Origin of the sequence: Paenibacillus shunpengii, from assembly GCF_042684905.1 — a bacterium.
In the GTDB taxonomy this organism is placed as follows: Bacteria; Bacillota; Bacilli; order Paenibacillales; family Paenibacillaceae; genus Paenibacillus; species Paenibacillus shunpengii.
Genome location: NZ_JBHUMJ010000002.1, coordinates 2,711,240 through 2,732,340, shown reverse-complemented (window position 1 = coordinate 2,732,340; position 21,101 = coordinate 2,711,240). Strand labels below are relative to the sequence as shown.

Genomic DNA, 21,101 nt, shown 5'->3' with positions numbered 1-21,101 from the left:
ACTAAAACATGAGGTGATCATTCATGCAGCAACCGAGTATTGAACAATTAAAGAACATGGCTGTTGAATTACGGCAAACTGCTCTGACCATGATTTACGAAGCACAGTCCGGACATCCCGGGGGATCTTTTTCGGCAGCCGACATTATCGCAGCTCTATATTTTAAGGAAATGAATATTGATCCTGCAAACCCGAAATGGGAGGATCGGGACCGGTTCGTTTTGTCCAAAGGACATGTATGCCCAATCCAATATGCGGCCCTGCTGCATAGAGGCTATGTACCTTTTGAGCATGTCCATACGTTACGTAAATACGGTTCTCCATTTCAAGGTCATCCGGATATGAAAAAATGCCCGGGCATCGATATTTCTACCGGTTCGCTAGGCCAAGGGTTATCCTGTGCAGTCGGTATGGCGATTGCAGGTAAACGGGACGAAAAAGATTACAGGGTATTTGCGATGCTGGGTGATGGAGAGTGTCAAGAAGGACAGATCTGGGAAGCCGCACAAACGGCCAACAAGTATCAATTAGACAATCTGATTGTCTTCGTTGACGATAATAATCTGCAGATTGACGGCACCTGCGATGAAATTATGCCAAACCTTGATCTAGAGCTGAAATTCCAGGCGTTCGGTTTTGAGACTAAACGAATTGACGGCCACGATATGGAGCAGATTGTGAGCACCTTGGATGAAATCCGAGACAAGCAGAATGGTAAACCTAAATGTATCGTTTGCAACACGGTAAAAGGCAGAGGAGTTTCATTTATGGAAAATGTTTGCGGCTGGCATGGAGCTGCTCCAAAAGAAGCTGAATATTTAGATGCTATGAAAGAAATTGCGGGAGGTTTGAAATGATGAACACATCCAAAACAAACACGCAAAATAAGAAAATAGCGACGAGAGACGCCTTTGGTCACGAAATCGTTGAATTGGGCTTGCAGAACAAAAATATTTATGTTGTCGATATAGATATTGGCAAATCATGTAAAACGACAGATTTTGCAGCTAAGCTGCCAAATCAGCACATCAATGTCGGTATTGCTGAGCAGAATGCAGCAGGCCTTGCAGCAGGTCTCGCAACAACAGGGAAGATTCCTTTTATTAGCACTTATGCGGTATTTGGGTCACTGCGTATGGCTGAACAAGTCAGGCAGGAGGTGTGCTATCCGAATCTTAATGTGAAAATCGCCTGCTCCCATGGTGGACTTACCCCTGCAAATGACGGAGGCAGTCATCAGGCAATTGAGGATATGGGGGTCCTGCGTACTATACCTAATATGACAGTTATTATGGGAGCGGATTATTATTCCACTCGTAAGCTGGTTGCCGCTGCAGCGGAGCATGATGGTCCTGTCTATCTGCGTTTTACACGGGATACCATTCCCGTCATATATGATGAAAATGAAAAATTTGAGATCGGAAAAGCCAAGCAGCTGAAGAATGGCACAGATGTAGCCATTATTGCCAACGGAGATACTGTCCATCTAGCTATGGAAGCAGCAGAAGATTTGGAGAAGGGAGGTATTTCTGTAAAGCTGCTTGATATGCATACCCTTAAACCGCTCGATCGGGAAGCCGTGGTCGATTGCTTGTCTATCGGAAGAATCATTACTGTGGAGGATCACAACATCTTGAATGGACTTGGCAGTGCAGTGAGTGAGGTGGTCGCAGAAGAAGGCGGAGCCATTGTCAGACGGATTGGTGTACAGGATCGCTTCGGTGAATCTGCCCCTTACGAGAAACTGCTGGAGTTGAACGGTATTACCGTGCAGAACATTGTATCTACGGCTAAATCAATGTTGAAATGACGAAATCAAAATTACAGGTACAGGAGTGTTTACATCATGTTTGAATTAACGAACCAGACAGCTGTTGTTACAGGAAGCGGATCTATAAGAGGGATTGGGCGTACTATTGCAATGACCCTTGCAAAGCAGGGAGCAGCAGTCGTTGTGGCTGACCTTGATATGAATGGAGTTCAGGATACCGTTCGGGCCATTCAAGCTGCAGGTGGAGAAGCATTGGGTGTTGAGCTGAATGTTACCAGTGAAGATTCTGTAAAAGCGATGATGAATAAAGTGATGGAAGTTTACGGACGAATTGATATTCTTGTGAATAATGCAGGCATATCGCAGAAGGTAACTGTCGAAGAAATGAGTCTGGCAGATATGTCACGTGTTTTTAACGTAAATATGTTCGGATTATTCCTATGCTCACAGGCTGTACTCGAACCAATGAGAAAACAGAAATATGGACGGATTATCAGCTTGTCGTCCGTGTCCGCGAAACGAGGAGGCGGGGTCTTTGGAGGAGCTCATTACTCCGCATCCAAGGCAGCCGTACTCGGATTCTCCAAAAATTTAGCCCGTGAGGTGGCAAGCGACGGTATTACGGTCAATTGTGTCGCTCCAGGCCTAGTGAATACGGATATTTGGAAGTCGATGGAAGCGTCTGCTGCAGAGGCTGTAATCGCCGGAATTCCAGCTGGTCGACCGGGAGAAACGGAGGAAATTGCAGCAGCAATTGCTTTCTTAGCTTCCAAAGAAGCAGCTTACATTACGGGTGAGGAGATTGATATTAACGGCGGATCTCATATGGATTAATTTATTCATCATGATACAACAAGCACAAAAAAGAGGCATTCCTTATATGGAATACCTCTTTTTTGCTCAGTCTATTAGTATCCTCCAAATCCGCCCCATTTAAAGGATGCGGAAATGATAACCAAGAGAATAAACAGTACAAGAACAGCTCCGATTGTGTTATCGCCGCCATGGCCGTACCCAAAGCCTCCAACTAAACCGCTCACAGCAATTCCTCCTTTATATCAGGTTAAGAAATTCTATGCTGGATTATTAGTAACCACCAAAATAGCCTTTACCAAAGGATGCAGCAATGATAACCAAGAGAATAAAGAGTACTAAAATAGCGCCGACCTTATTCCCACCGCCGTAACCACCCATACCGTAACCGCTGTAAGATTCAACAACTCCGCTCATCTCAATTCCTCCTTTAACCGAAGATAAGATAAGGTATGACAGAAAAATGGAATTGATCTAGACGAATGTGGAATTGTCGAATTACATTCCATCGTTTCGTTTTTGCAATAAAATGAATTATATATTCAAGAAGAAGAACTCCTTGGGTATGTCTACACGGAAGGAAATGAAGAGCATGCTGAAGGCAGTGTGGAATATATTGCAGTAGCTGCTGCAGCTCGAATTCTACATTCTAAATACTTAAGAATTGTGAGTGAAGCCTATATTTATCCTGGAATCAGGAGGATATGGGCTTTTTTATGTTCTAGTTGTAATATACAGCTGCATTTATCCTAGTACATTTCGACTAAATCTTTCATTAGCTCGATACAAAATGTAGCGCTAATTTCCTGTTTTTCTATTTTAGATTCCGAGATTCTGAGTCGATCTGACAAAAAATCTATCTATTATACAGCATTCAACCAATGGTTGATTAGAATTGATGTCAAAAAACTTCACCTAAGCAGTTTGTTATGTTCGATTTTATACGAAAATAGCTCGAGTTTTATGTAAAAACAAGGTGTTTGACAACAATTCTACCATCATATAAGGCATATCAGGAAATTCTACAATGTTTTTAAGCGTGTTGAATTAAAATAGTTTTCGAAGAACGAACCGCGTTACTTCAAGCTACATAAGTAGAAGTTTATCGAAAAAGGAGACATGCGATGAGGAGAAGACATGAAGATTGATAGAGTATTGCAGAAACTTAGCTTACATTGAATCGTATAGGAGGAGTAGTATGCAGTCTAAGCCCATTCGACGCAGATTGATGTCATTATCGGTTGTCTCCACGTTATTCCTTTCCACAGTATTTCCCGCAGTAGTCTCCGGAGCAGAAGCAACGAATAGGAAGTTTGATCCTTCCATATTTAATGTAGACGAGAGTAATTTATTATCTAGTATTGAAGGTAAATCATTAAATTATAATCAGAAGCTAGAAGCAATGGAACGTTCGGGCGGCAGTACGAATTCCACTCCTAGATCAAAACCGGTACCGAACAGTGAACTATCCGGTCTTTCATCCTCTCAGAGTGCACCTCAAAATTTTGTTCCTGAATCCGACAGCACCAGTACAATCAGTGTAATTGTAGAACTATCCCAAGACCCCGTAGCCCTTCACGAATCCAAGGTAACTCAAGGCTTAAGCTCCTCAAGAAGCGACCAGCGTAGTCTGATTAAGAAGGAACAGCAATCTTTTGCTTCGGCAGCCAAACGACTTAATGCAACCATCAAGACAGACTACTCCGTCGTATTCAATGGGTATGCAGTCGACATAAGAGCGGATCAAGTAGAGTCTCTGCTGACATTACCTGGCGTTAAAGCGGTCTATCCAGATTCGGAGATGTTTGCAACACCACTGGACAGCATGACACCGAATATGGACGACAGTGCTCCAATGATAGGTTCTCAGCAATTCTGGGATATCGGATACGATGGCACCGGGATTAAAGTGGGTGTACTTGATACAGGAATTGATTATGACCATCCGTCTCTTCGAGATGCATACAAAGGTGGCTATGACTTCATCGATAATGATGACGATCCCTATGAAACACCACCAGATCCAAGAGATCCAGATGCCCAGACCGATCATGGTACCCATGTAGCCGGTACGATTGCGGGTCGAGGCAATCCATTAGACCCTGAAGGAGATACCGGTTGGGTTAAAGGGGTAGCTTACGGAGCAGATCTGTATGCTTACCGAGTACTGGGTCCAGGTGGATCAGGTCCAACATCAGGCGTTATCGAAGCAATCGAACAATCGGTATTAGATGATATGGATGTCATTAACCTATCTCTAGGCAGCAGCATCAACAATGAGATTGATCCTGCTTCTGTAGCCTTAAATAATGCAGCTCTCTCGGGAGTTGTCGCAGTTGTTGCTAACGGTAACGATGGTCCGGATGGATATACACTGGGTTCACCAGGTTCAGCTGAAATACCCATTTCAGTAGGTGCTTCTGCACCGGTGTTAAATCTACCTACAGTGACTGGAGAAGGATTGATTAAATCTTTCGGAAGTCTCATGACTTTCTCTCCCGACATTACTCCTTTAGAAGGACAAGCACTTGAGGTGGTATATGCAGGTCTGGGCACGACAGGCGACTTTGAGGATAAGGATTTAACAGGAAAAGTTGCACTCATTCAAAGAGGCGGCATATCCTTCACGGAGAAGTCTGTAAATGCTCAGGCTGCTGGGGCTGTAGCTGCACTCGTGTATAACAATGAGCCAAGAAACTTTGGAGGAACCTTAGGTGCTCCGGGTGACTACATTCCTACGTTAAGCCTCTCACTTGAAGATGGAGAAGCGCTTAAATCAAAAATCGAAGCAGCACCTGGTTATACCATTACATTAAATACAGAAATGAAACAGGATTATATCGGAGATTTCAGTTCCAGAGGTCCAAGTTTGCCAAACTATATAGTTAAGCCGGATATTTCGGCACCAGGAATCGCAATAAGATCCTCTGTACCTGCTTATGGTGGTGATTACACAGATGCTTATGCAGATTTTCAAGGGACAAGCATGGCCGCACCACATATTGCCGGGGCTGCTGCACTACTGCTCGATAAGGACGAGTCTTTAAGTCATTATGAAATCAAAGGACTCATGACGAATAACGCGTTGAAGATTAATGACCTGTACGGCAATAGACACAAGCATAATGAACAAGGGGCGGGTCGTATTGATCTTGAAAGTACGCTTGAAGCCAAAGCAGTAGCGCTTGTTCAGGAGACGACGACAGCCGTAGAATCGAGAGAGGAAACACCATATGAAACCGGTCTTCTTAGCTTTGGGGTGCTTGGTGAAGGTGCTGAATCCTCCAGAACCGTTGATGTAAGTGATGTGATCGGTGAGTCTTCTTCCTACAGTGTATCAACACAATGGTATGGAGCAGAGCCAGGAACACTTACTGTAAGTGAGAATTCAATCTCCGTTCCTGCGAACGGTGAATCCTCTTTTGACGTGAGCATTGCAATGAATGCTGAAGTTCCAGAAGGCAATTATGACGGGGAGATTATTTTGACAGAAGCCGGCGGTCACCAGCTTCAAATCCCAGTAAACGTCTATGTAGGAGAGCCGGTGAAGAATCCTGAGGTAATTACAGAACTCGATCCGAAGTACTTCTCGCCAAACGGAGACTTTGTCAGCGATGTGACGGATGTCTATTATTATGCCAGCATAGACACGAACTATATATCACTTGATGTATATGATCTTTATACTGGTGATTGGGTTGGTGTAATTGATGAGGTCGAAGATGAAATCAGATCCGGTGAATATGTTGTTGAGAATTGGGATGGGACCGTAAGTGATTATGATCTGGAAACGGAAGATTCTGAGCTTGAACAGGGTGTCTACGCTGTGGTTCCATGGATTGAACTGAATGGTGAACTCGTAGGTTTGTTCGAACACGCATACCCATTTATTTTAGATGTTGAGGCTCCAACTTCCACACTTAGCGATCCTCAAATTACAGTTGAAGGAAATATCGGCACGATCTCTGGGCAAATTGGAGAAGATCTGATGATCGACGCGCTAGGGAGTTATTCGGGCATCGTGATCGAAGCAGGTTATGTTGTGGACGGTGAATGGGAATATGTCGAAGGCACGATTTCTGGAAATGGTAAATTTGAAGTCGAAGTGCCCATCGTAGAAGGTCAGAATGAATTTGAAGTGTATGTGTATGATCTTGCGGGTAACGGATTCTTAACCCCTTCTTATATTGTCGAATATGAGAGTGACGGTGAAGAACCCGGAGAACCAACTCCAGGTGAAATCTCCTTAACGGTTGAACCTTCCGCCGATGAAGTTGGTGTCAATGAATCCTTCAATCTGGATATCGATTTCTCCGAAGTGGAGGATCTCTATTCCGCTCAGTTCAGCTTGACGTATGATGAAGATCTAGTAAAAGGTACAACAGCACCAAGCGTGGTTCTCGCAACTTATCAGGAAGAGCAGAATCCAGGTGTAACTCCATACGTTTATGAAGAAACAACGGCACTCGGTAATGGATTAGCGAAAACAGACTATGTCATTACGCTGGTTGGACTGGAGTCCGGTTACACCGGAGATGGTGCACTCGCATCATTTAACTTCGCTGGCTCAAGTGAAGGCGAGTATGATTTCGAGTTATCAAATATTCGTGCACTGAACAGTACTTCTGCAGATATTGCAGTTGGTGATGTAACCGGAGCGACTGTAACGGTAACAAGTGATCCTTCACCTGGTCAATACTCCATCACAGGCAGCATCGATGCTGAAGCCTTCGCTGACAGTGTCGACTACAGTGAGACTTGGTACCAAGGTGCGGATGGCGTGCACAAGGTTGTTGTTGAAGCTGTCGATAGTAACGGTTCAGTAGCAGGCGTAGGAACGGTTCGTGCTGACGGCACTTATACCATCGAAGTTATAGAAGGAACTTACACGGTTCGCGTTGTTGTTCCGGGTCACATTACGGAAACAGCAGGCGTAACCGTAGACGGCAGTGAAACGTTGAACTTTGGACCGCTGACAGCAGGTGACGTTAATAATGACGGTGCAGTGAATCTCGTGGATCTGCAGCTGACAGCCAAAGAGTTCGGCAAAACGAAAGGTTCCGCTTGGCCAAATGCTAAAGCCTCTGCAGCGGATATCAATCGTGACAGTGCAGTAGACCTGCTGGACATCTCATACATCATCGGCAACTACGAGCTGTAATTATTTGATCCTAGCAATATGTAAATTTCGAAAGAAACAGTAAGCTGGAGGGAGGACTATTAGTCCTCTCTCCTTACATAACAAGAAGACAGGAGCTGCACTCATGATGATGAAAACTCCGTTATCAAAGAAGTTAGCAACGATTCTACTGGCGAGTGGTCTGATCCTTAGCTCGTATCCTGCTGCCATGCTCGCTGCAGAATCCACAGCCGTTACTTCAGCCTCGAACAGCCAATCCGATCTTCCGATAGTTCGTCTCGTGCCCTCTTCATACCATGTCAAGACAGGAGATATTGTTGAAGTTGCAATTTGGCTGCAGGGTTTTACGGGAGACTACAGCAAAGTACAGGGCTATGAGGTTCACTTGAATTTTGATAAAGCACTGCTTGCGCCTGTCGAAGGAGAGAACAAGCTTACGCCAAGCGTTTTTAAGAAGACAAGTAATCCGATGAGCCTGCTTAATAAAGTGAATGCGTCAGGTACCGTACAAATTGCCGAGGCCATTACATCAAAGAATGCGAAGCTGTTTACGGGCTATGGAAAAGTAGGAACGGTGAAGTTTCGTGCATTGAAGGCGGGATCAGCCAAGTTAACCCAGTCCAAATCCATCATTATTCAGCCGGATAATCCTGGCATCAACATCATACATCGTGTGAACCATCCTACAATTACAATCTCAGGAAGCGGATCGGGAACAGGTAAAGTAAATGAAGTCGTTGAGACTGTGGGAGATCAGGCTGAGCAAAAAGTAAGTCCTCCAACAAGTAAAGAAATTATCTCCGGGTTTAAAGATCAGTCAGCATTAACCAAAGTCAAATGGGCGGAGAACGCCATCATTCGTCTAGCTACAAGTGAAGTGCTTGTCGGTACGAACGAAGGCAACTTTGAACCGCTCCGTAATATGACTAGAGCTGAATTCGCCAAAGCGGTTGTAACTGCACTTCAGCTTGATATGGCTCAGACGATGGCACCCTCATTCTCGGATATCCAAACGACCGATTGGTATTATGATTATGTGGAAACCGCTGCGAGTTACGGTCTGATTCAGGGTTCCAAGGATAAGAGCGGGGCGCTGACGTTCAAGCCGAATGCTCCCATTACAAGAGCAGAATTAGCTGCGATCCTATCCAGGCATCTCACGGCAGGGACAAGTGAGTTGGCCGTTAAAGCTGCGCCATTTACAGATATTCAGAATCACTGGGCCCAGTCCTCCATCTCCTATCTGTACAATAACCAGTTGATTCAAGGCAAATCCCAGTCTAAATTCGCACCAAATGATATGGCGAATCGTGCTGAGGTCAGCGTCATGCTGAATCGAATTCAAGAGTGGACTGACTAAAGGTTCTGCTCCACGAAAATTCATAGGATCATCGTCTGCTTCCTTTGCTCAGGAGCAGACGTTTTTTTGTAACCAATAAATTTCCGTGTTACGATATGTGATGGGCTAGTAGAAAGCACGACACATCGCCCCAAATTTACATATTTAGATGGAGGTATCAGGAGTGAGCCAGCAATTAAGTCAATTTGAACCCATGTATCGTTACATCGAACAGAAAGTGCAGGCTGGAGCATGGCCATCTGCTGTACTTGGCATCACAGATAAAGAGCATTCTATTGATCTACGGTCTTATGGCATTCATGATCATGGAACAAATATAGACGGTACAAGCACTTATCCGGTATTCTCCATTACGAAGCCTATGTTTGGATTAGCTATTATGCAATTATGGGAGCAGGGTTTACTTCATCCCTCCCAGCTTATATCTGAGCTGCTCCCTGAGTTCGGTGAGCAGGGGAAAGACAAGCTTGCCCTATGGCATTTGCTGACCCATACGTCAGGGCTGGATGAGTCCTATATGGCAAGGTGGGCACAAGGCAAGCTCGAAGCAGACGGTATGAATCATGCCAAGATCTTCACTTCTCTCGTATCCAGTACCTTGACAGCTGCTCCTGGTATGGCAGTAAGCTATAACAATATTGCTTTTACCGTGCTTGCGGAGATCATCGAGCGTGTCAGCGGTATGACCTATGAAGACTATCTGAAGACACATATCTTTGATCCGCTGGGTATGAAGGATACCAGCTTTGGTGAACCAGGGGCAGATCAGTCCCGAATGGCACCTATAGGAAGCTTTGAAGCGATAGCGGGGCGAATGGACCAGCTGATGAGTGCTAAGCTGCCCTTTGGCGGCTTGATTAGTACAGCGGATGATCTGATGATCTTCGCGAAAGCCATGCTGAATGAAACGAAGTATGCGGAAGACAAGCGTCTTCTACAGCCGCTGACATTCAGGCAGATGGTTACACCGCAGACGCTTCATATTGACGAGGTCGAATCGGATTACGGATTTGTATGGAAAATGCCGGTACGTCACAAAGGGTACATCGAACGAGATATTTTTGGTCATAACGGCATAGGCGGCTGTATGGTCTGGATGTATCCGAAGCAAGGATATGCATTTGTGCTGATGACGGCGCAGCTGGCCAAAACGGTGGACAATATTCATGTGCATAATGTGTTTGCTTCTTGTCTTTCATAGAAAGTTTACTTTATTATGAAGTTATGATGTTATAAAGAAGCTAGAGTTAAACCAAAGCAGTCCGTTGTGGACTGCTTTGTTCTATCCTAATCTAGTAATAAGGGGGAATGATTGTGAAAGTAAATGTCGTCAATTATAACGAGTATTGGATTGAACTTTTTGAAGTAGAAGCAAAGAATCTGAAGGTCATATTGGGTGATCAACAGGTAGACATCCATCATATAGGCAGTACCTCAGTTCCTGGATTACGTGCCAAACCAATTATCGATATCATGCCTGTCGTGCACCGAATTGATCTTGTCGATACATATAATCCACAGATGGAGCGGCTAGGCTATGAATGTATGGGCGAGTTCGGAATGCCAGGTCGAAGATACTTTAGAAAAGGTGGGGATGATCGTACGCACCAAATTCATATTTTTGAAGCCGGTGATGTCAATGTAGCTCGTCACCTCGCATTTCGGGATTACTTGAGAACACATCCAGAAGATGCTGCGAAATATGCTTCATTAAAAACGGAATTAGCACAAAAATTTCCTAACGACATACAGTCCTATTCCTATGGGAAGGATGCATTGGTCAAAGAAATTGAAGCAAAAGCTCTTACTTGGTACGAGGGACAAAAATCTTAATCGGATAGGGTATAAAATGTAACCGTTTACCAAATGGTTAGTTTCGATTAGAATATAGCTTATAATCATTTTGAATACGCTTCATAATTGTGAAGCGCTTATGAATGAATAGAGGCTCTGTAAGCCTGTATCACCAAATCATTTGTATCTGCATAAAGCTATAGAACATAAAAGACAGACGAAGGGTGATGGATGTGAGGGTACATGAATTCATCGTGCAATCTGATTATGACCAGCAGGAACTCATTCAAATTTCGAATCTGGCATCAAGCTTTGTCTCTCAAATTATCATCACGTACACAGACCCTAATGACAATGAGCATGTGATTGATGTGAAGAGTCTGCTTGGTATGATCCTGCAGCCCATTCACGCGGGGACGAGGATTCGCTTGTCTACGAGAGGGAAGGATGAGCTCGAGGCGCTGGAAACGTTGATTGATTGCTTTAGCAGAGTACAAGGATTGGAAGCGGAGCATTAGCTTCATATCGGTTTTTATATCATACAAAGAAAAAGACCTGGAAACACGATTTCCAGGTCTTTTTGCTGTGCTCGCTGCCTAATTAAGCACTTGTCTATGGTTCGGAAAAAGACCGCCACAATCATGTTCATTCCTTACGCTTGAGTCATTTTTGTTGAAAGCGGGTATGAAAGTTACAGGTAACTTGCTTGGAAGAGCGCAATTACAAGCAAAATCAAAATATATAATCTAGAAAATAGAGAGACTTTTACTGGAAAGGGGATCCACATTGAGTAAACTTATTTTTGTATCAAATCGTCTGCCTGTTACTGTCAAGAAGAACGAGTCCGAACTCACCTATAGTAAGAGTATTGGTGGTCTGGCAACGGGACTGAAGAGCTACCATGAGCAAGGAAACAGCGTTTGGGCCGGATGGCCGGGAATCTCCAGCAATGAGCTGTCTGATGTGGATCAAGCATCCATTAACACCGAACTGTCAGAGCAATACAACTGTCTTCCTATTTTTCTATCTGAGGAAGAGATCGATCAATATTATCATGGCTTCTGTAACGAAACGATCTGGCCTTTGTTTCATTACTTCACGAGCAATACGGAATACAGCAAAGATACTTGGGAGGCCTATAAGCGAGTTAATCAGAAGTTTTTTGACGTACTGGATGAAGTCATTGAGCCCGATGATACGATATGGGTGCATGATTATCAGCTGATGCTGCTGCCGCAAATGATTCGAGAGAAATACCCGAATGCCAAAATCGGCTTTTTCCTCCACATTCCTTTCCCTTCTTTCGAAATATTCAGACTATTGATCTGGCGCAAAGAGATACTTCAGGGATTGCTTGGGGCTAATTTGATCGGCTTCCATACTTACGATTATGTTCGGCACTTCCTCAGTACCGTACGCAGAATACTCGGGGTGGAACACAGCTTGAACAAGCTCAGCTACGAGACACATAACGTGCAGGTTGAAGCTTTCCCAATGGGTATTGATTATGAATATTTCTCCAATACGGACACAGTGGAATTGTCGAGCGAGCTGCAGGATTTTGTAGAAAGTACACGCACCATCCAGAACATCTTGTCTATTGACCGGCTGGATTATACCAAGGGCATTCCTGACCGAATCAAAGCCTTTAAGCGGTTCTTGACGAAATATCCGGAATATCACGAGAAGGTTCGTCTGAATCTGATTGTTGCACCGTCACGAGTGGAAGTGGAAACCTATGACACGTTAAAAAAACATATCGAAGTGCTCGTCAGTGAAGTCAACGGTCAGTTCGGTACGGTCAACTGGATGCCGATATGGTTCTTCTTCCGCACGTTCAGCCAGGACGATCTGATCGCCTTCTATCGCCATAGTGATGTGCTTCTGGTCACTCCGCTTCGAGACGGTATGAACCTGGTAGCGAAGGAATATATTGCTTCCCGCAATGATTACAAGGGCATGCTGGTGATGAGTGAAACAGCGGGCGCGGCGAGTGAGCTGGGCGAAGCGGTTATCGTCAATGCGAATGATCACGGTGCCATTGCAGAAGGACTTAAGACCGCGCTTGATATGCCGGATCATGAGAAGATTGAGCGTAATACAATGATGCATCATCGTCTATCCAGATACAATATTAACTTCTGGGCAGATGAATTTATTACAGCTCTGGGGAATAGCGAAACAGGGGTCCTGCAAACGAAGCCTTTGGTCGATGTCTCTGATTCTTCGGTGATAAAAACCGCCTATACGGATGCAGAGCGGCGCCTGATCCTTCTGGATTATGATGGAACGCTTGTCGGCTTCAAGCCGACGCCGGATCAAGCCAAGCCGGATGAGGAGCTAAGGCAGCTGCTGGCTGGTTTATCACAAGATCCGAAGAATACAGTCGTTATTATTACCGGCAGAGATCGCGGCGTTATCGAAAAATGGCTCGGAGATCTGAATCTCCATTTGATCGCCTCCCATGGATTGTGGTTTAAGCAAGCTGGAGGGGAATGGATCAAGACCATTAATGTCGATAATGATTGGAAGGATAAAATTCGCCACATTCTCGAAATGTATACAGATCGGATGCCAGGCTCGTTAATTGAGGAGAAGGAATATTCCCTGGCTTGGCACTATAGGCAGTGTGAGCCTGATGTCATCGCACTCAAACGGGATGAGCTTAGAGAAGCATTGATATCCATTACGCAGTCCATGAGCCTTGGTGTACTTGAAGGAAGTAAAGTGCTCGAGGTGAAGGACAGCCGAATCAATAAGGGACACGGGGTTCATTTGCTGACACGGGCAGAGGCCTTTGATTTTATTATTGGTGCGGGTGATGATTATACAGATGAAGATATGTTTAATGCACTTCCCGAAGAAGCATTCTCTATTAAGATTGGCTCCGGGAACACAAATGCCAAATATCAGCTGAAGACCAACAAGGAATTCAGAACTCTGCTTAAAAAGCTTGAGGAACTAAGTGACACAGCTAAGCCCGCATCCACAACAGCAGCAATGAGGAGGAGAACAACATGAAAATTCGTAAAGCGATTATACCGGCAGCAGGTATGGGAACTCGCTTCCTGCCGGCAACAAAAGCAATGCCCAAGGAAATGCTCCCGATTGTCGATAAACCGACGATTCAATATATTGTAGAGGAAGCTGTTGCTTCCGGTATTGAGGATATTATCATTGTAACAGGGAAGAGCAAACGGGCCATTGAAGATCATTTCGACAATTCGTTTGAGCTAGAGTATAATCTGGCTGAGCAGCATAAATGGAAACTGCTGGATGAAGTGCGCAAATCGTCTGAAATGGCAGACATTCACTACATCCGCCAAGGTGAACCACTTGGACTCGGTCATGCGATATGGTGTGCCCGTAAATTTGTCGGCAATGAACCCTTTGCCGTAATGCTTGGGGACGACATTGTAGAGTCCAAGGTGCCATGTCTCAAGCAGATGATGGACATATACGAGAAGCATGAATCTTCCATTGTCGGCGTACAGCCGGTGCCTTGGGAGCAGGTCTCGCGATATGGTCTCGTCGATGGTGAAGAACTGTCAGAGCGAGTATACAAGGCGAATCGTTTTGTAGAGAAACCGAAGCGTGAGGATGCACCGTCCAATCTGGCCATTCTTGGCCGTTATATTTTGACGCCTCGTATTTTCGATATTCTGGGTGAAACTCCAGCCGGGGTTGGCGGGGAGATCCAGCTGACCGATGCGCTCGCTAAATTAGGACTTGAAGAGGATCTGATCGCGTATCACTTCGATGGTACTCGTCACGATGTAGGCGAGAAGCTGGGCTTCATTCAAACGACCATTCATTATGCAATGCAGAATGAAGAATTGAAGGATGACCTCGCGGTTTATTTGAAGAAGGTGCTTGAGCAGCGTGAATTGGTTTAAGGGCTCGTCTTCTTTTTATGACCTGTACATGGATTGTGCACAGTAATGGCACTAAAATCAGTGGTATTGTTTTATAACCCATACAACACATAAAGCGTCTTATTGCTGCTTCAAACCTACACATGCCTTTACAAGGAAAAAAGGGGGAGGTTAAGCAATAAGGCGTTTTTTAATGAATGTAAAATGAACTGGAAATACCCCACAATCCTAAGAAATAAACTATACTTGATGCTACAGTCACATTTGATCGGAACGGGGGATTTAACGCATGAAAGAATTATTAAAATTTGAGGAATGGCACCTACCTGAGGGAGTGTCTACACATGGTCTAGTTGTCAACGCCCGTGAATTGCTGCATGTTGGCCTTGAAGGCAGAAGGGTAGAGCGCTTAACAGGTGAATTTTCTGAAAGCTACATATTAAAGCAACTTCCTCTCGAAGGAGTGAATACAGGAGAAAGCTGGGCTTATGCAAAAGTATTGCCTCATCTCCCTGTCATGTATCCTCGACTGATTGCCCAATCGAAAGATCGCACGCAGGAGACACCATGGCTTCTCTTTGAGGATATGGGAACGATACATCACGAAGTAGATGAGTCTATGCTTATACAGATTGCTGAATGGATGGCGTTATGGCATGCTGTGCCGCTCGATCCTTACCCGGAGTTATCACGTTCTGGTCAGAAGCCGGGATATGATGCGATTGTGACTGATTTATCGGCAAAAAGAAGTGTAATAAGTAGGCTCTTAAAGTCGCTAGGTTTTGAAAAGAATGTAGCTAATGCTTTCTATGATAGGCTGGAGGGATTGTCTTTCTCCGATGTAGAAGTGTATTCTCATGGTGATTTGCATCCTGGCAATTATGGAAGGACATCCTCTGGCAGAATTGTGGTGCTCGATTGGGAGCACAATCATCGGAATTCACCCTTGTGGGACTTGTATCATATGCTTGATATGTCGCATCCGCTGTATCCAAGAATGCCTGACGTACTCATTCGTGACAAGGTGCTGGATGCTTACCTTGAATTCTCTCAAGCGCATGGAAGGCTTTATGATAAAGAACCGTTCAAAAAAGATTATATGCTGTTCGCAGCAGCCTTTTCCTTGTGGATGCTTACCCTGATAGATCATGATTTGCAGGACCCAGAGAGCATCTGGCCGCAGGATAGCTTGAGGAGACAGAGGGAAGAAACATGGAAGACAATCATCGATATACTTGAAACATTCTGAATTAAATTCGAGTCATATTAATTTATCATTCGTACAAAAAAACCTAACAAATATGTTAGGTTTTATCTATTATTTCTTTTATGAAAAATGCAATCTCTCTCCCAAAAGCGATGCTGCCTCGATCCGGTAACCTTTGACTAGTGTGTCTCCATTCCAAATGTCGGTATCAAATGCACGTTTAAATCCCAGCCTTTCATACAGCTTTACAGCAGAAGCCATCATATCCGAGGTATGTAAATTTAGTGTGGATGCTCCCAGCTGAATCGACCTGCGGGCAGCTTCTTGAATGAGGAGGGTAGCAATTCCAAGACCTCGTGCCGCAGGGGAGACGGCTAACAATCTAATAATTGGAGAATGTATTCCCATTTCAGGTTTTCCATAGGCCGATTCTGAAGAATGAAACATTTGTACACTGCCAACGATGTTCCCTTCAGTTAATGCGATCAAACGTGCAACAGGAGCACTCCCGTATACAGAAGCCTTAATCGATTCACGATATTCTTCCCATCGGTCCGGAGGCATCGTGAGGGCATACTGCCCATAGGCTTCTACCATGACTTCAGCAATCATATCGGCTTCCCATTCCTCAGCATCACGGACGATAACATTTTGTACGTTGGAACTCATTGATGTCACTCCTTATTAAAAAAGTATACGCAAATGATAAAGTGAGATTAGTATACAACTGAATACCAACTAAACATATAGGAAAATAAAAATATTAATATTCTAATAAAAAAAATCTATATGTAAAATTTTTAATTTTCACATGTATTACATTCGGATATGTCTTAATGATAGGAACTGGAGATATTCCTTTTAATTTGCATAAAAGAATAAATAAGGATTGACAACGATATGTTGACTACCTAAGATAAGAATAATTTATAGGACTCCTACACGCTTAAAACCTTCTATATTCATAGGAATTATATGCTTTAAATTATTGGAGGTGCTCATATTGAATATCGAGAACATCGAGGCATTTGTTTATATTAACCACTATGGCAGTTTTAACAAGGCAGCGGACGTTCTTTTTCTAACTCAACCTACAGTGACCGCACGAATTCAATCACTCGAACGTGAACTTGACTGCAAAGTATTTGACCGGCACGGTAAGCAAATCCTGTTAACAGAGAAAGGAAGACAGTTCCTCCCTTATGCTCAGCAGATCCTGCAAACCTTTCAAAAAGGAAAACATCACCTTCAGTCCAAAAAAACAATGTCCAATGAGCTGCGAATCGGCAGCACGGTTTCTGTCTCCAATTATTTAATGCCAGATCTCTTGATGGTTTTGAACCATCGGTTTCCGGACGTAAGATTTAAATTGTTTACCAATACGACAGATGAGCTTATCAATAAACTGATCGCTAAGGAGATAGACTTGGCCTTTGTTCGTAAAATAGTGAATCCAGCCTTTCAGTCATTTCCATTCTATGAAGATCCCATTCGTCTCTATGTGTATAAGGAACACCCCCTTGCCTCCGAAGGAACAGCCTCAATTCGCAGCATCCGGCACGAACCTTTAATTTTTTTTGAATGCGGATCTTTAGATTGGTTAAGGATACACCGCGTGTTTGAGAGCTTGGAGCAGCCACCCAACATTGTATTCCAAGCGGATAATCTAGAAACGGCAAAGAAACTTGTTATAAAAAAAGCAGGAATCTGCTTCCTTCCTGAGTTGTGTGCTAGACAGGAAATGCAGGAAGGCACGCTTGTGCCTATCGATATTACTGAAACAGCGGGAATCTCATTACAAACGAATTTGATTTCGTTAACTGGCGCAAACAGCATATTTGTAGAATCCCTACTCGAACAAGTCGTCCAGCGATCTTATTGATGAAATTCATAGATGAATAGAAAAACTCTATTAGACGGCGCTGGATAATCACGGTAAAGTTAGTAACTATAATAATTCTTACTAAATACATAGGGATTATAGTAAATGAAGAGCATATGTAAAAAGAGAGGGGAAAGGGTCATGAGGAAATCCTGGGGTTTCACATTTGCTATTCTACTTGCTGGAGTTATAGCTGGCTGCGGTGCAGATTCAAACAGTGGAGCGCAATCAAACGAAACAGCAGCGAGTGCGAATGATACACAAGTTAAAAAGATCATCGTAGGAACAGGAACAGGATTCCCGCAAATCTGCTTCATAGACGAACACGGAAATTTGACGGGGTTTGATGTCGAGCTCGTTCGTGAAATCGATGAACGGTTATCTGGATACGAGTTTGAATTCCAAACTCAGGAATTTTCCAATCTGCTGCTCAGTCTGGAGACAAAAAAAGTGGATTTAGTTGCCCACCAGATGGAGAAAAACCCGGAGAGAGAAGAGAAGTATTTGTTTAATAAAGAGGCTTACGCGCATTGGAGAAATAAAATTATTGTGTCCAAGGACAACAAGGAGCCGATTCAATCGCTTGATGATTTGAAAGGGAAGAAGGTTCTGACTTCAGCGACCAGTGCCGCAGCACAGATCTTAGAGAATTACAACAAAGACAATAACAATGCGATTAATATCGTTTATCAGAATGGAGCCGCAAACGATACCGTAAGTCAGATAACAACCGGGCGAGTCGATGCAACCATCGGGGAGGATTTCACCCTATCGCTTATTGATCCTCAAAGCAAGCTGAAAACAATCGGGGACGAACTATCCAAAGCGGACATTCTGTTCGTATTCCGGAAAGACGATCCTGAAGGACAACAGCTGGCGGATACCATTGACGGGGTTATTAAGGAATTAAAAACGGACGGTACCTTGTCGGAGCTCAGCAAGGAATGGCTTGGCGAAGACTTTACGACAGAGTAAGGACTGTACAATCATAGGAAGGAGGACTGCCGATGGGTGCTCCGTTTGATTTCTCATTTATTATTGATTTCCTGCCCAAATTACTGTCAACGCTGGGTATCACCCTAATGATTGTGACAGGCTCACTTCTCATCGGTATAATCGTCGGCTTCCTTATTGCCCTTCCTCGTCTCTACCAGTTACCGGTGCTTCAAACCTGTTCCAAAGTGTACATTTCATTTTTTCGGGGCACACCGATTCTGATTCAGCTATTTTTATTTTATTACGGTCTTCCTGAGCTGCTCATGCTCATCCAAATCGATATGACCCGCGCTCCTGTACTTGTATTTGTCATTCTAACATACGGACTTCATACAGGAGCTTACATGTCAGAGATGATCAGGGCAGCGGTTACTGCCGTAGATAGAGGACAAATAGAGGCAGCCTACGCAATAGGAATGAAAGGACATCAAGTTTTTCGTCGAATCGTCTTTCCACAGGCGCTGGCCATTGCTGTACCTGTGTTCTCGAATACAGTTATTGCACTCTTAAAGGATACCTCGCTTGCATTTACACTGGGGGTAATGGAAATGACTGGTAAGGCACAAACCTTGGGGTCGATTACCCAGCACTTTATCGAGGCATATATTGCTCTTGCTCTCATTTATCTTGTGGTCAGCATGACGCTTGAGAAAACTCTGCTGGCTGCAGAGCATCGGCTATTGCGGCATGAGCTGCCTGATGCGGAAGTTCGGAGTAAATTCCGTCTTCTAGGAAGAAGGCGTCTCTCAGGGAGTCTCACCGCAAGCGGCGGAATGAAGAAAAGGGGGGCATAAACGGTGAAGATTGATCCTTCCTTCATATGGACTGCATTCACTCTATTGTTATCTGCCATTCCGACGACACTTGTCATTACAGCAGTTTCGGTAATCGCCGGTTTTGTTATCGGTGTCATTGTGGCATTTGTTCGAATCTATAAAGTCCCCGTGTTAAGCCATTTGGCGGGAGCCTATGTCACCTTCATTCGCGGAACGCCAATGCTTACCCATCTGCTTCTAATCTATTTCGGGCTGCCCGTGATCATCGATTGGGTTTCTGCGCAGCTCGGCTGGGGCTTTAAATCTTCCTCCCTGCCCATGATCGGATTTGCCTTCGTTTCTTTCTCAATAACTGCAGGTGCCTACATGTCAGAAGTGGTGCGATCCGGACTCCTTGCGGTTAACCGCGGACAGCTGGAAGCGGCCTATTCCATAGGAATGACCACGATGCAGGGCTTGAGAAGAATTGTATTCCCTCAGGCACTAGCGGTCAGTCTGCCGAATCTTTCCAACTCAGTAATTGGCATGCTTCATGGCTCGACTCTTGCCTTTACCGTATCGGTCGTAGATATTAACGCGAAGGCTCAGATCGTAGCATCGACAAACTGGAAGTATTTTGAGGCTTACTTGGCGGCTGCACTGATTTTTTGGGGACTGACACTACTGATCGAGCGAATGACAGCAATACTTGAGAAAAGATTAAATCTGCATAATCGAGGTGGAGCCTTATGATCAAACTGTCGAACATATCCAAGTCCTTTGGGCAAAATCAAGTGCTGAAATCCGTGGATATGACAGTAAACAAAGGGGAGGTTGTCGTCATTCTTGGTCCGAGCGGCTCCGGTAAAACGACGCTGTTGCGCTGCCTGAATTATTTGGAGAAACCCAATAGCGGAGAAATTGTGATAGGTGATTACCGAGTAGACTGCAAGCATACAACGAAGAAGGAAATCCATGCGCTGCGGCAAAAATCAGCCATGGTGTTTCAGCAATACAATTTATTTAAGCATAAGACAGCACTAGATAATGTCATGGAAGGTCTCGTTATCGTTAAAAAGATGCCAAAAGAAGAAGCGAAAGCACGCAGTGTCGCTTTACTAGAAAAGGTGGGTCTGGGGGAGAAACTGGATTCCTATCCAAGCCAGCTATCAGGTGGTCAGCAGCAGCGAGTCGGTATTGCGAGGGCGCTGGCATTAGAACCCGAGGTCATTCTATTCGATGAACCGACATCAGCACTTGATCCTGAGCTCGTAGGAGAGGTTCTGACTGTAATCCGCAACATTGCGAAGGAAGGGATTACGATGATCGTTGTCACACATGAAATGGGTTTTGCAAGAGATGTGGCAAATCATGTTGTGTTTATGGATGGTGGAATGATCGTCGAGGAAGGCACGCCTGAGCAGATATTTCATCATCCAAAAGAGGATCGGACGAAGCAATTTTTGAAACGGATCACGCCTGAACTCAATTACGTCATTTAGGAGGAA

The 21,101-nt window shown here is 44.3% G+C and carries 19 protein-coding genes; 16 read left to right on the top strand and 3 right to left on the bottom strand.

What is annotated here, in order from left to right:
• Window positions 1-23 precede the first annotated feature (23 nt).
• The 3 genes from ACFSVM_RS12745 to ACFSVM_RS12735 are packed head-to-tail and all read left to right on the top strand — an operon-like array spanning window position 24 to window position 2,605.
• Window positions 24-857, top strand: coding sequence for a transketolase (locus ACFSVM_RS12745; protein WP_076313579.1), 834 nt, complete (start codon window positions 24-26; stop codon window positions 855-857).
• On the top strand, window positions 857-1,810 hold the full coding sequence (locus tag ACFSVM_RS12740; protein WP_143757757.1) for a transketolase family protein: 954 nt from the start codon (window positions 857-859) through the stop codon (window positions 1,808-1,810). The genes ACFSVM_RS12745 and ACFSVM_RS12740 overlap by 1 nt, the downstream gene beginning before the upstream one ends.
• A 36-nt stretch (window positions 1,811-1,846) precedes the next feature.
• On the top strand, window positions 1,847-2,605 hold the full coding sequence (locus tag ACFSVM_RS12735; RefSeq protein WP_076313581.1) for an SDR family NAD(P)-dependent oxidoreductase: 759 nt from the start codon (window positions 1,847-1,849) through the stop codon (window positions 2,603-2,605).
• A 74-nt stretch (window positions 2,606-2,679) separates the two neighbouring features.
• On the opposite strand, the gene ACFSVM_RS12730 is transcribed toward ACFSVM_RS12735, so the two are convergent.
• Complete coding sequence (locus tag ACFSVM_RS12730) at window positions 2,680-2,811, bottom strand: sporulation protein YjcZ (RefSeq protein ID WP_143042098.1); 132 nt, start codon at window positions 2,809-2,811, stop codon at window positions 2,680-2,682.
• A gap of 46 nt (window positions 2,812-2,857) precedes the next feature.
• On the bottom strand, window positions 2,858-3,001 hold the full coding sequence (locus ACFSVM_RS12725) for a hypothetical protein (RefSeq protein WP_177178688.1): 144 nt from the start codon (window positions 2,999-3,001) through the stop codon (window positions 2,858-2,860).
• A 781-nt stretch (window positions 3,002-3,782) separates the two neighbouring features.
• Between ACFSVM_RS12725 and ACFSVM_RS12720 the strand changes: the two genes are divergently transcribed.
• From ACFSVM_RS12720 to ACFSVM_RS12685, 8 genes are all read left to right on the top strand, one after another.
• Entirely contained in the window at window positions 3,783-7,745 is a 3,963-nt protein-coding gene (locus ACFSVM_RS12720) for a S8 family serine peptidase (protein ID WP_379262515.1), read from the top strand.
• Between the two features lie 103 nt (window positions 7,746-7,848).
• The gene (locus tag ACFSVM_RS12715; RefSeq protein WP_379262513.1) at window positions 7,849-9,084 is read left to right on the top strand and encodes an S-layer homology domain-containing protein; all 1,236 of its coding nucleotides are present in this window, start codon (window positions 7,849-7,851) and stop codon (window positions 9,082-9,084) included.
• A 163-nt stretch (window positions 9,085-9,247) separates the two neighbouring features.
• A complete protein-coding gene (locus tag ACFSVM_RS12710) occupies window positions 9,248-10,285 on the top strand; it encodes a serine hydrolase domain-containing protein (RefSeq protein WP_379262511.1) in 1,038 nt (345 codons plus the stop codon).
• Window positions 10,286-10,392: 107 nt separating this feature from the next.
• On the top strand, window positions 10,393-10,917 hold the full coding sequence (locus tag ACFSVM_RS12705) for a GrpB family protein (protein WP_177178690.1): 525 nt from the start codon (window positions 10,393-10,395) through the stop codon (window positions 10,915-10,917).
• A gap of 194 nt (window positions 10,918-11,111) precedes the next feature.
• Window positions 11,112-11,396 carry an HPr family phosphocarrier protein gene (locus tag ACFSVM_RS12700; protein ID WP_379262509.1) on the top strand — a complete coding sequence of 95 codons (285 nt, stop codon included), beginning with the start codon at window positions 11,112-11,114 and terminating at the stop codon, window positions 11,394-11,396.
• 268 nt (window positions 11,397-11,664) lie between these two features.
• Window positions 11,665-13,899: a bifunctional alpha,alpha-trehalose-phosphate synthase (UDP-forming)/trehalose-phosphatase gene (locus ACFSVM_RS12695; protein WP_379262507.1), complete on the top strand. Its 2,235-nt coding sequence runs from the start codon at window positions 11,665-11,667 to the stop codon at window positions 13,897-13,899.
• On the top strand, window positions 13,896-14,774 hold the full coding sequence (galU, locus tag ACFSVM_RS12690; RefSeq protein ID WP_047910485.1) for a UTP--glucose-1-phosphate uridylyltransferase GalU: 879 nt from the start codon (window positions 13,896-13,898) through the stop codon (window positions 14,772-14,774). Before ACFSVM_RS12695 ends, galU begins: the two co-directional genes overlap by 4 nt.
• Before the next feature lie 268 nt (window positions 14,775-15,042).
• Window positions 15,043-16,002: a phosphotransferase gene (locus tag ACFSVM_RS12685; protein WP_379262504.1), complete on the top strand. Its 960-nt coding sequence runs from the start codon at window positions 15,043-15,045 to the stop codon at window positions 16,000-16,002.
• A 78-nt stretch (window positions 16,003-16,080) separates the two neighbouring features.
• On the opposite strand, the gene ACFSVM_RS12680 is transcribed toward ACFSVM_RS12685, so the two are convergent.
• Window positions 16,081-16,629, bottom strand: coding sequence for a GNAT family N-acetyltransferase (locus ACFSVM_RS12680; protein WP_379262502.1), 549 nt, complete (start codon window positions 16,627-16,629; stop codon window positions 16,081-16,083).
• A gap of 334 nt (window positions 16,630-16,963) precedes the next feature.
• Between ACFSVM_RS12680 and ACFSVM_RS12675 the strand changes: the two genes are divergently transcribed.
• The 5 genes from ACFSVM_RS12675 to ACFSVM_RS12655 all read left to right on the top strand — a co-directional run bounded on the left by ACFSVM_RS12675 (window position 16,964) and on the right by ACFSVM_RS12655 (window position 21,095).
• Window positions 16,964-17,842 (top strand): LysR family transcriptional regulator, encoded by an 879-nt coding sequence (locus tag ACFSVM_RS12675; RefSeq protein WP_379262500.1) that lies wholly within the window; start codon window positions 16,964-16,966, stop codon window positions 17,840-17,842.
• A 141-nt stretch (window positions 17,843-17,983) separates the two neighbouring features.
• Window positions 17,984-18,817: a transporter substrate-binding domain-containing protein gene (locus tag ACFSVM_RS12670; protein ID WP_379262498.1), complete on the top strand. Its 834-nt coding sequence runs from the start codon at window positions 17,984-17,986 to the stop codon at window positions 18,815-18,817.
• A gap of 32 nt (window positions 18,818-18,849) precedes the next feature.
• Entirely contained in the window at window positions 18,850-19,632 is a 783-nt protein-coding gene (locus ACFSVM_RS12665; RefSeq protein WP_076313591.1) for an amino acid ABC transporter permease, read from the top strand.
• Window positions 19,633-19,635: 3 nt separating this feature from the next.
• Entirely contained in the window at window positions 19,636-20,346 is a 711-nt protein-coding gene (locus ACFSVM_RS12660) for an amino acid ABC transporter permease (RefSeq protein ID WP_379262495.1), read from the top strand.
• Complete coding sequence (locus ACFSVM_RS12655) at window positions 20,343-21,095, top strand: amino acid ABC transporter ATP-binding protein (protein ID WP_379262493.1); 753 nt, start codon at window positions 20,343-20,345, stop codon at window positions 21,093-21,095. Before ACFSVM_RS12660 ends, ACFSVM_RS12655 begins: the two co-directional genes overlap by 4 nt.
• Window positions 21,096-21,101 lie beyond the last annotated feature (6 nt).

What these genes read in the sequence shown, in the direction of transcription:
- ACFSVM_RS12655 (WP_379262493.1), top strand. Translation starts at nt 20,343, where the DNA reads ATGATCAAACTGTCGAACATATCCAAGTCCTTTGGGCAAAATCAAGTG.
- ACFSVM_RS12680 (WP_379262502.1), bottom strand. Translation starts at nt 16,629, where the DNA reads ATGAGTTCCAACGTACAAAATGTTATCGTCCGTGATGCTGAGGAATGG.
- galU (WP_047910485.1), top strand. Translation starts at nt 13,896, where the DNA reads ATGAAAATTCGTAAAGCGATTATACCGGCAGCAGGTATGGGAACTCGC.
- ACFSVM_RS12720 (WP_379262515.1), top strand. Translation starts at nt 3,783, where the DNA reads ATGCAGTCTAAGCCCATTCGACGCAGATTGATGTCATTATCGGTTGTC.
- ACFSVM_RS12685 (WP_379262504.1), top strand. Translation starts at nt 15,043, where the DNA reads ATGAAAGAATTATTAAAATTTGAGGAATGGCACCTACCTGAGGGAGTG.
- ACFSVM_RS12740 (WP_143757757.1), top strand. Translation starts at nt 857, where the DNA reads ATGAACACATCCAAAACAAACACGCAAAATAAGAAAATAGCGACGAGA.
- ACFSVM_RS12735 (WP_076313581.1), top strand. Translation starts at nt 1,847, where the DNA reads ATGTTTGAATTAACGAACCAGACAGCTGTTGTTACAGGAAGCGGATCT.
- ACFSVM_RS12715 (WP_379262513.1), top strand. Translation starts at nt 7,849, where the DNA reads ATGATGATGAAAACTCCGTTATCAAAGAAGTTAGCAACGATTCTACTG.
- ACFSVM_RS12725 (WP_177178688.1), bottom strand. Translation starts at nt 3,001, where the DNA reads ATGAGCGGAGTTGTTGAATCTTACAGCGGTTACGGTATGGGTGGTTAC.
- ACFSVM_RS12670 (WP_379262498.1), top strand. Translation starts at nt 17,984, where the DNA reads ATGAGGAAATCCTGGGGTTTCACATTTGCTATTCTACTTGCTGGAGTT.
- ACFSVM_RS12665 (WP_076313591.1), top strand. Translation starts at nt 18,850, where the DNA reads ATGGGTGCTCCGTTTGATTTCTCATTTATTATTGATTTCCTGCCCAAA.
- ACFSVM_RS12745 (WP_076313579.1), top strand. Translation starts at nt 24, where the DNA reads ATGCAGCAACCGAGTATTGAACAATTAAAGAACATGGCTGTTGAATTA.
- ACFSVM_RS12705 (WP_177178690.1), top strand. Translation starts at nt 10,393, where the DNA reads ATGATTGTGAAAGTAAATGTCGTCAATTATAACGAGTATTGGATTGAA.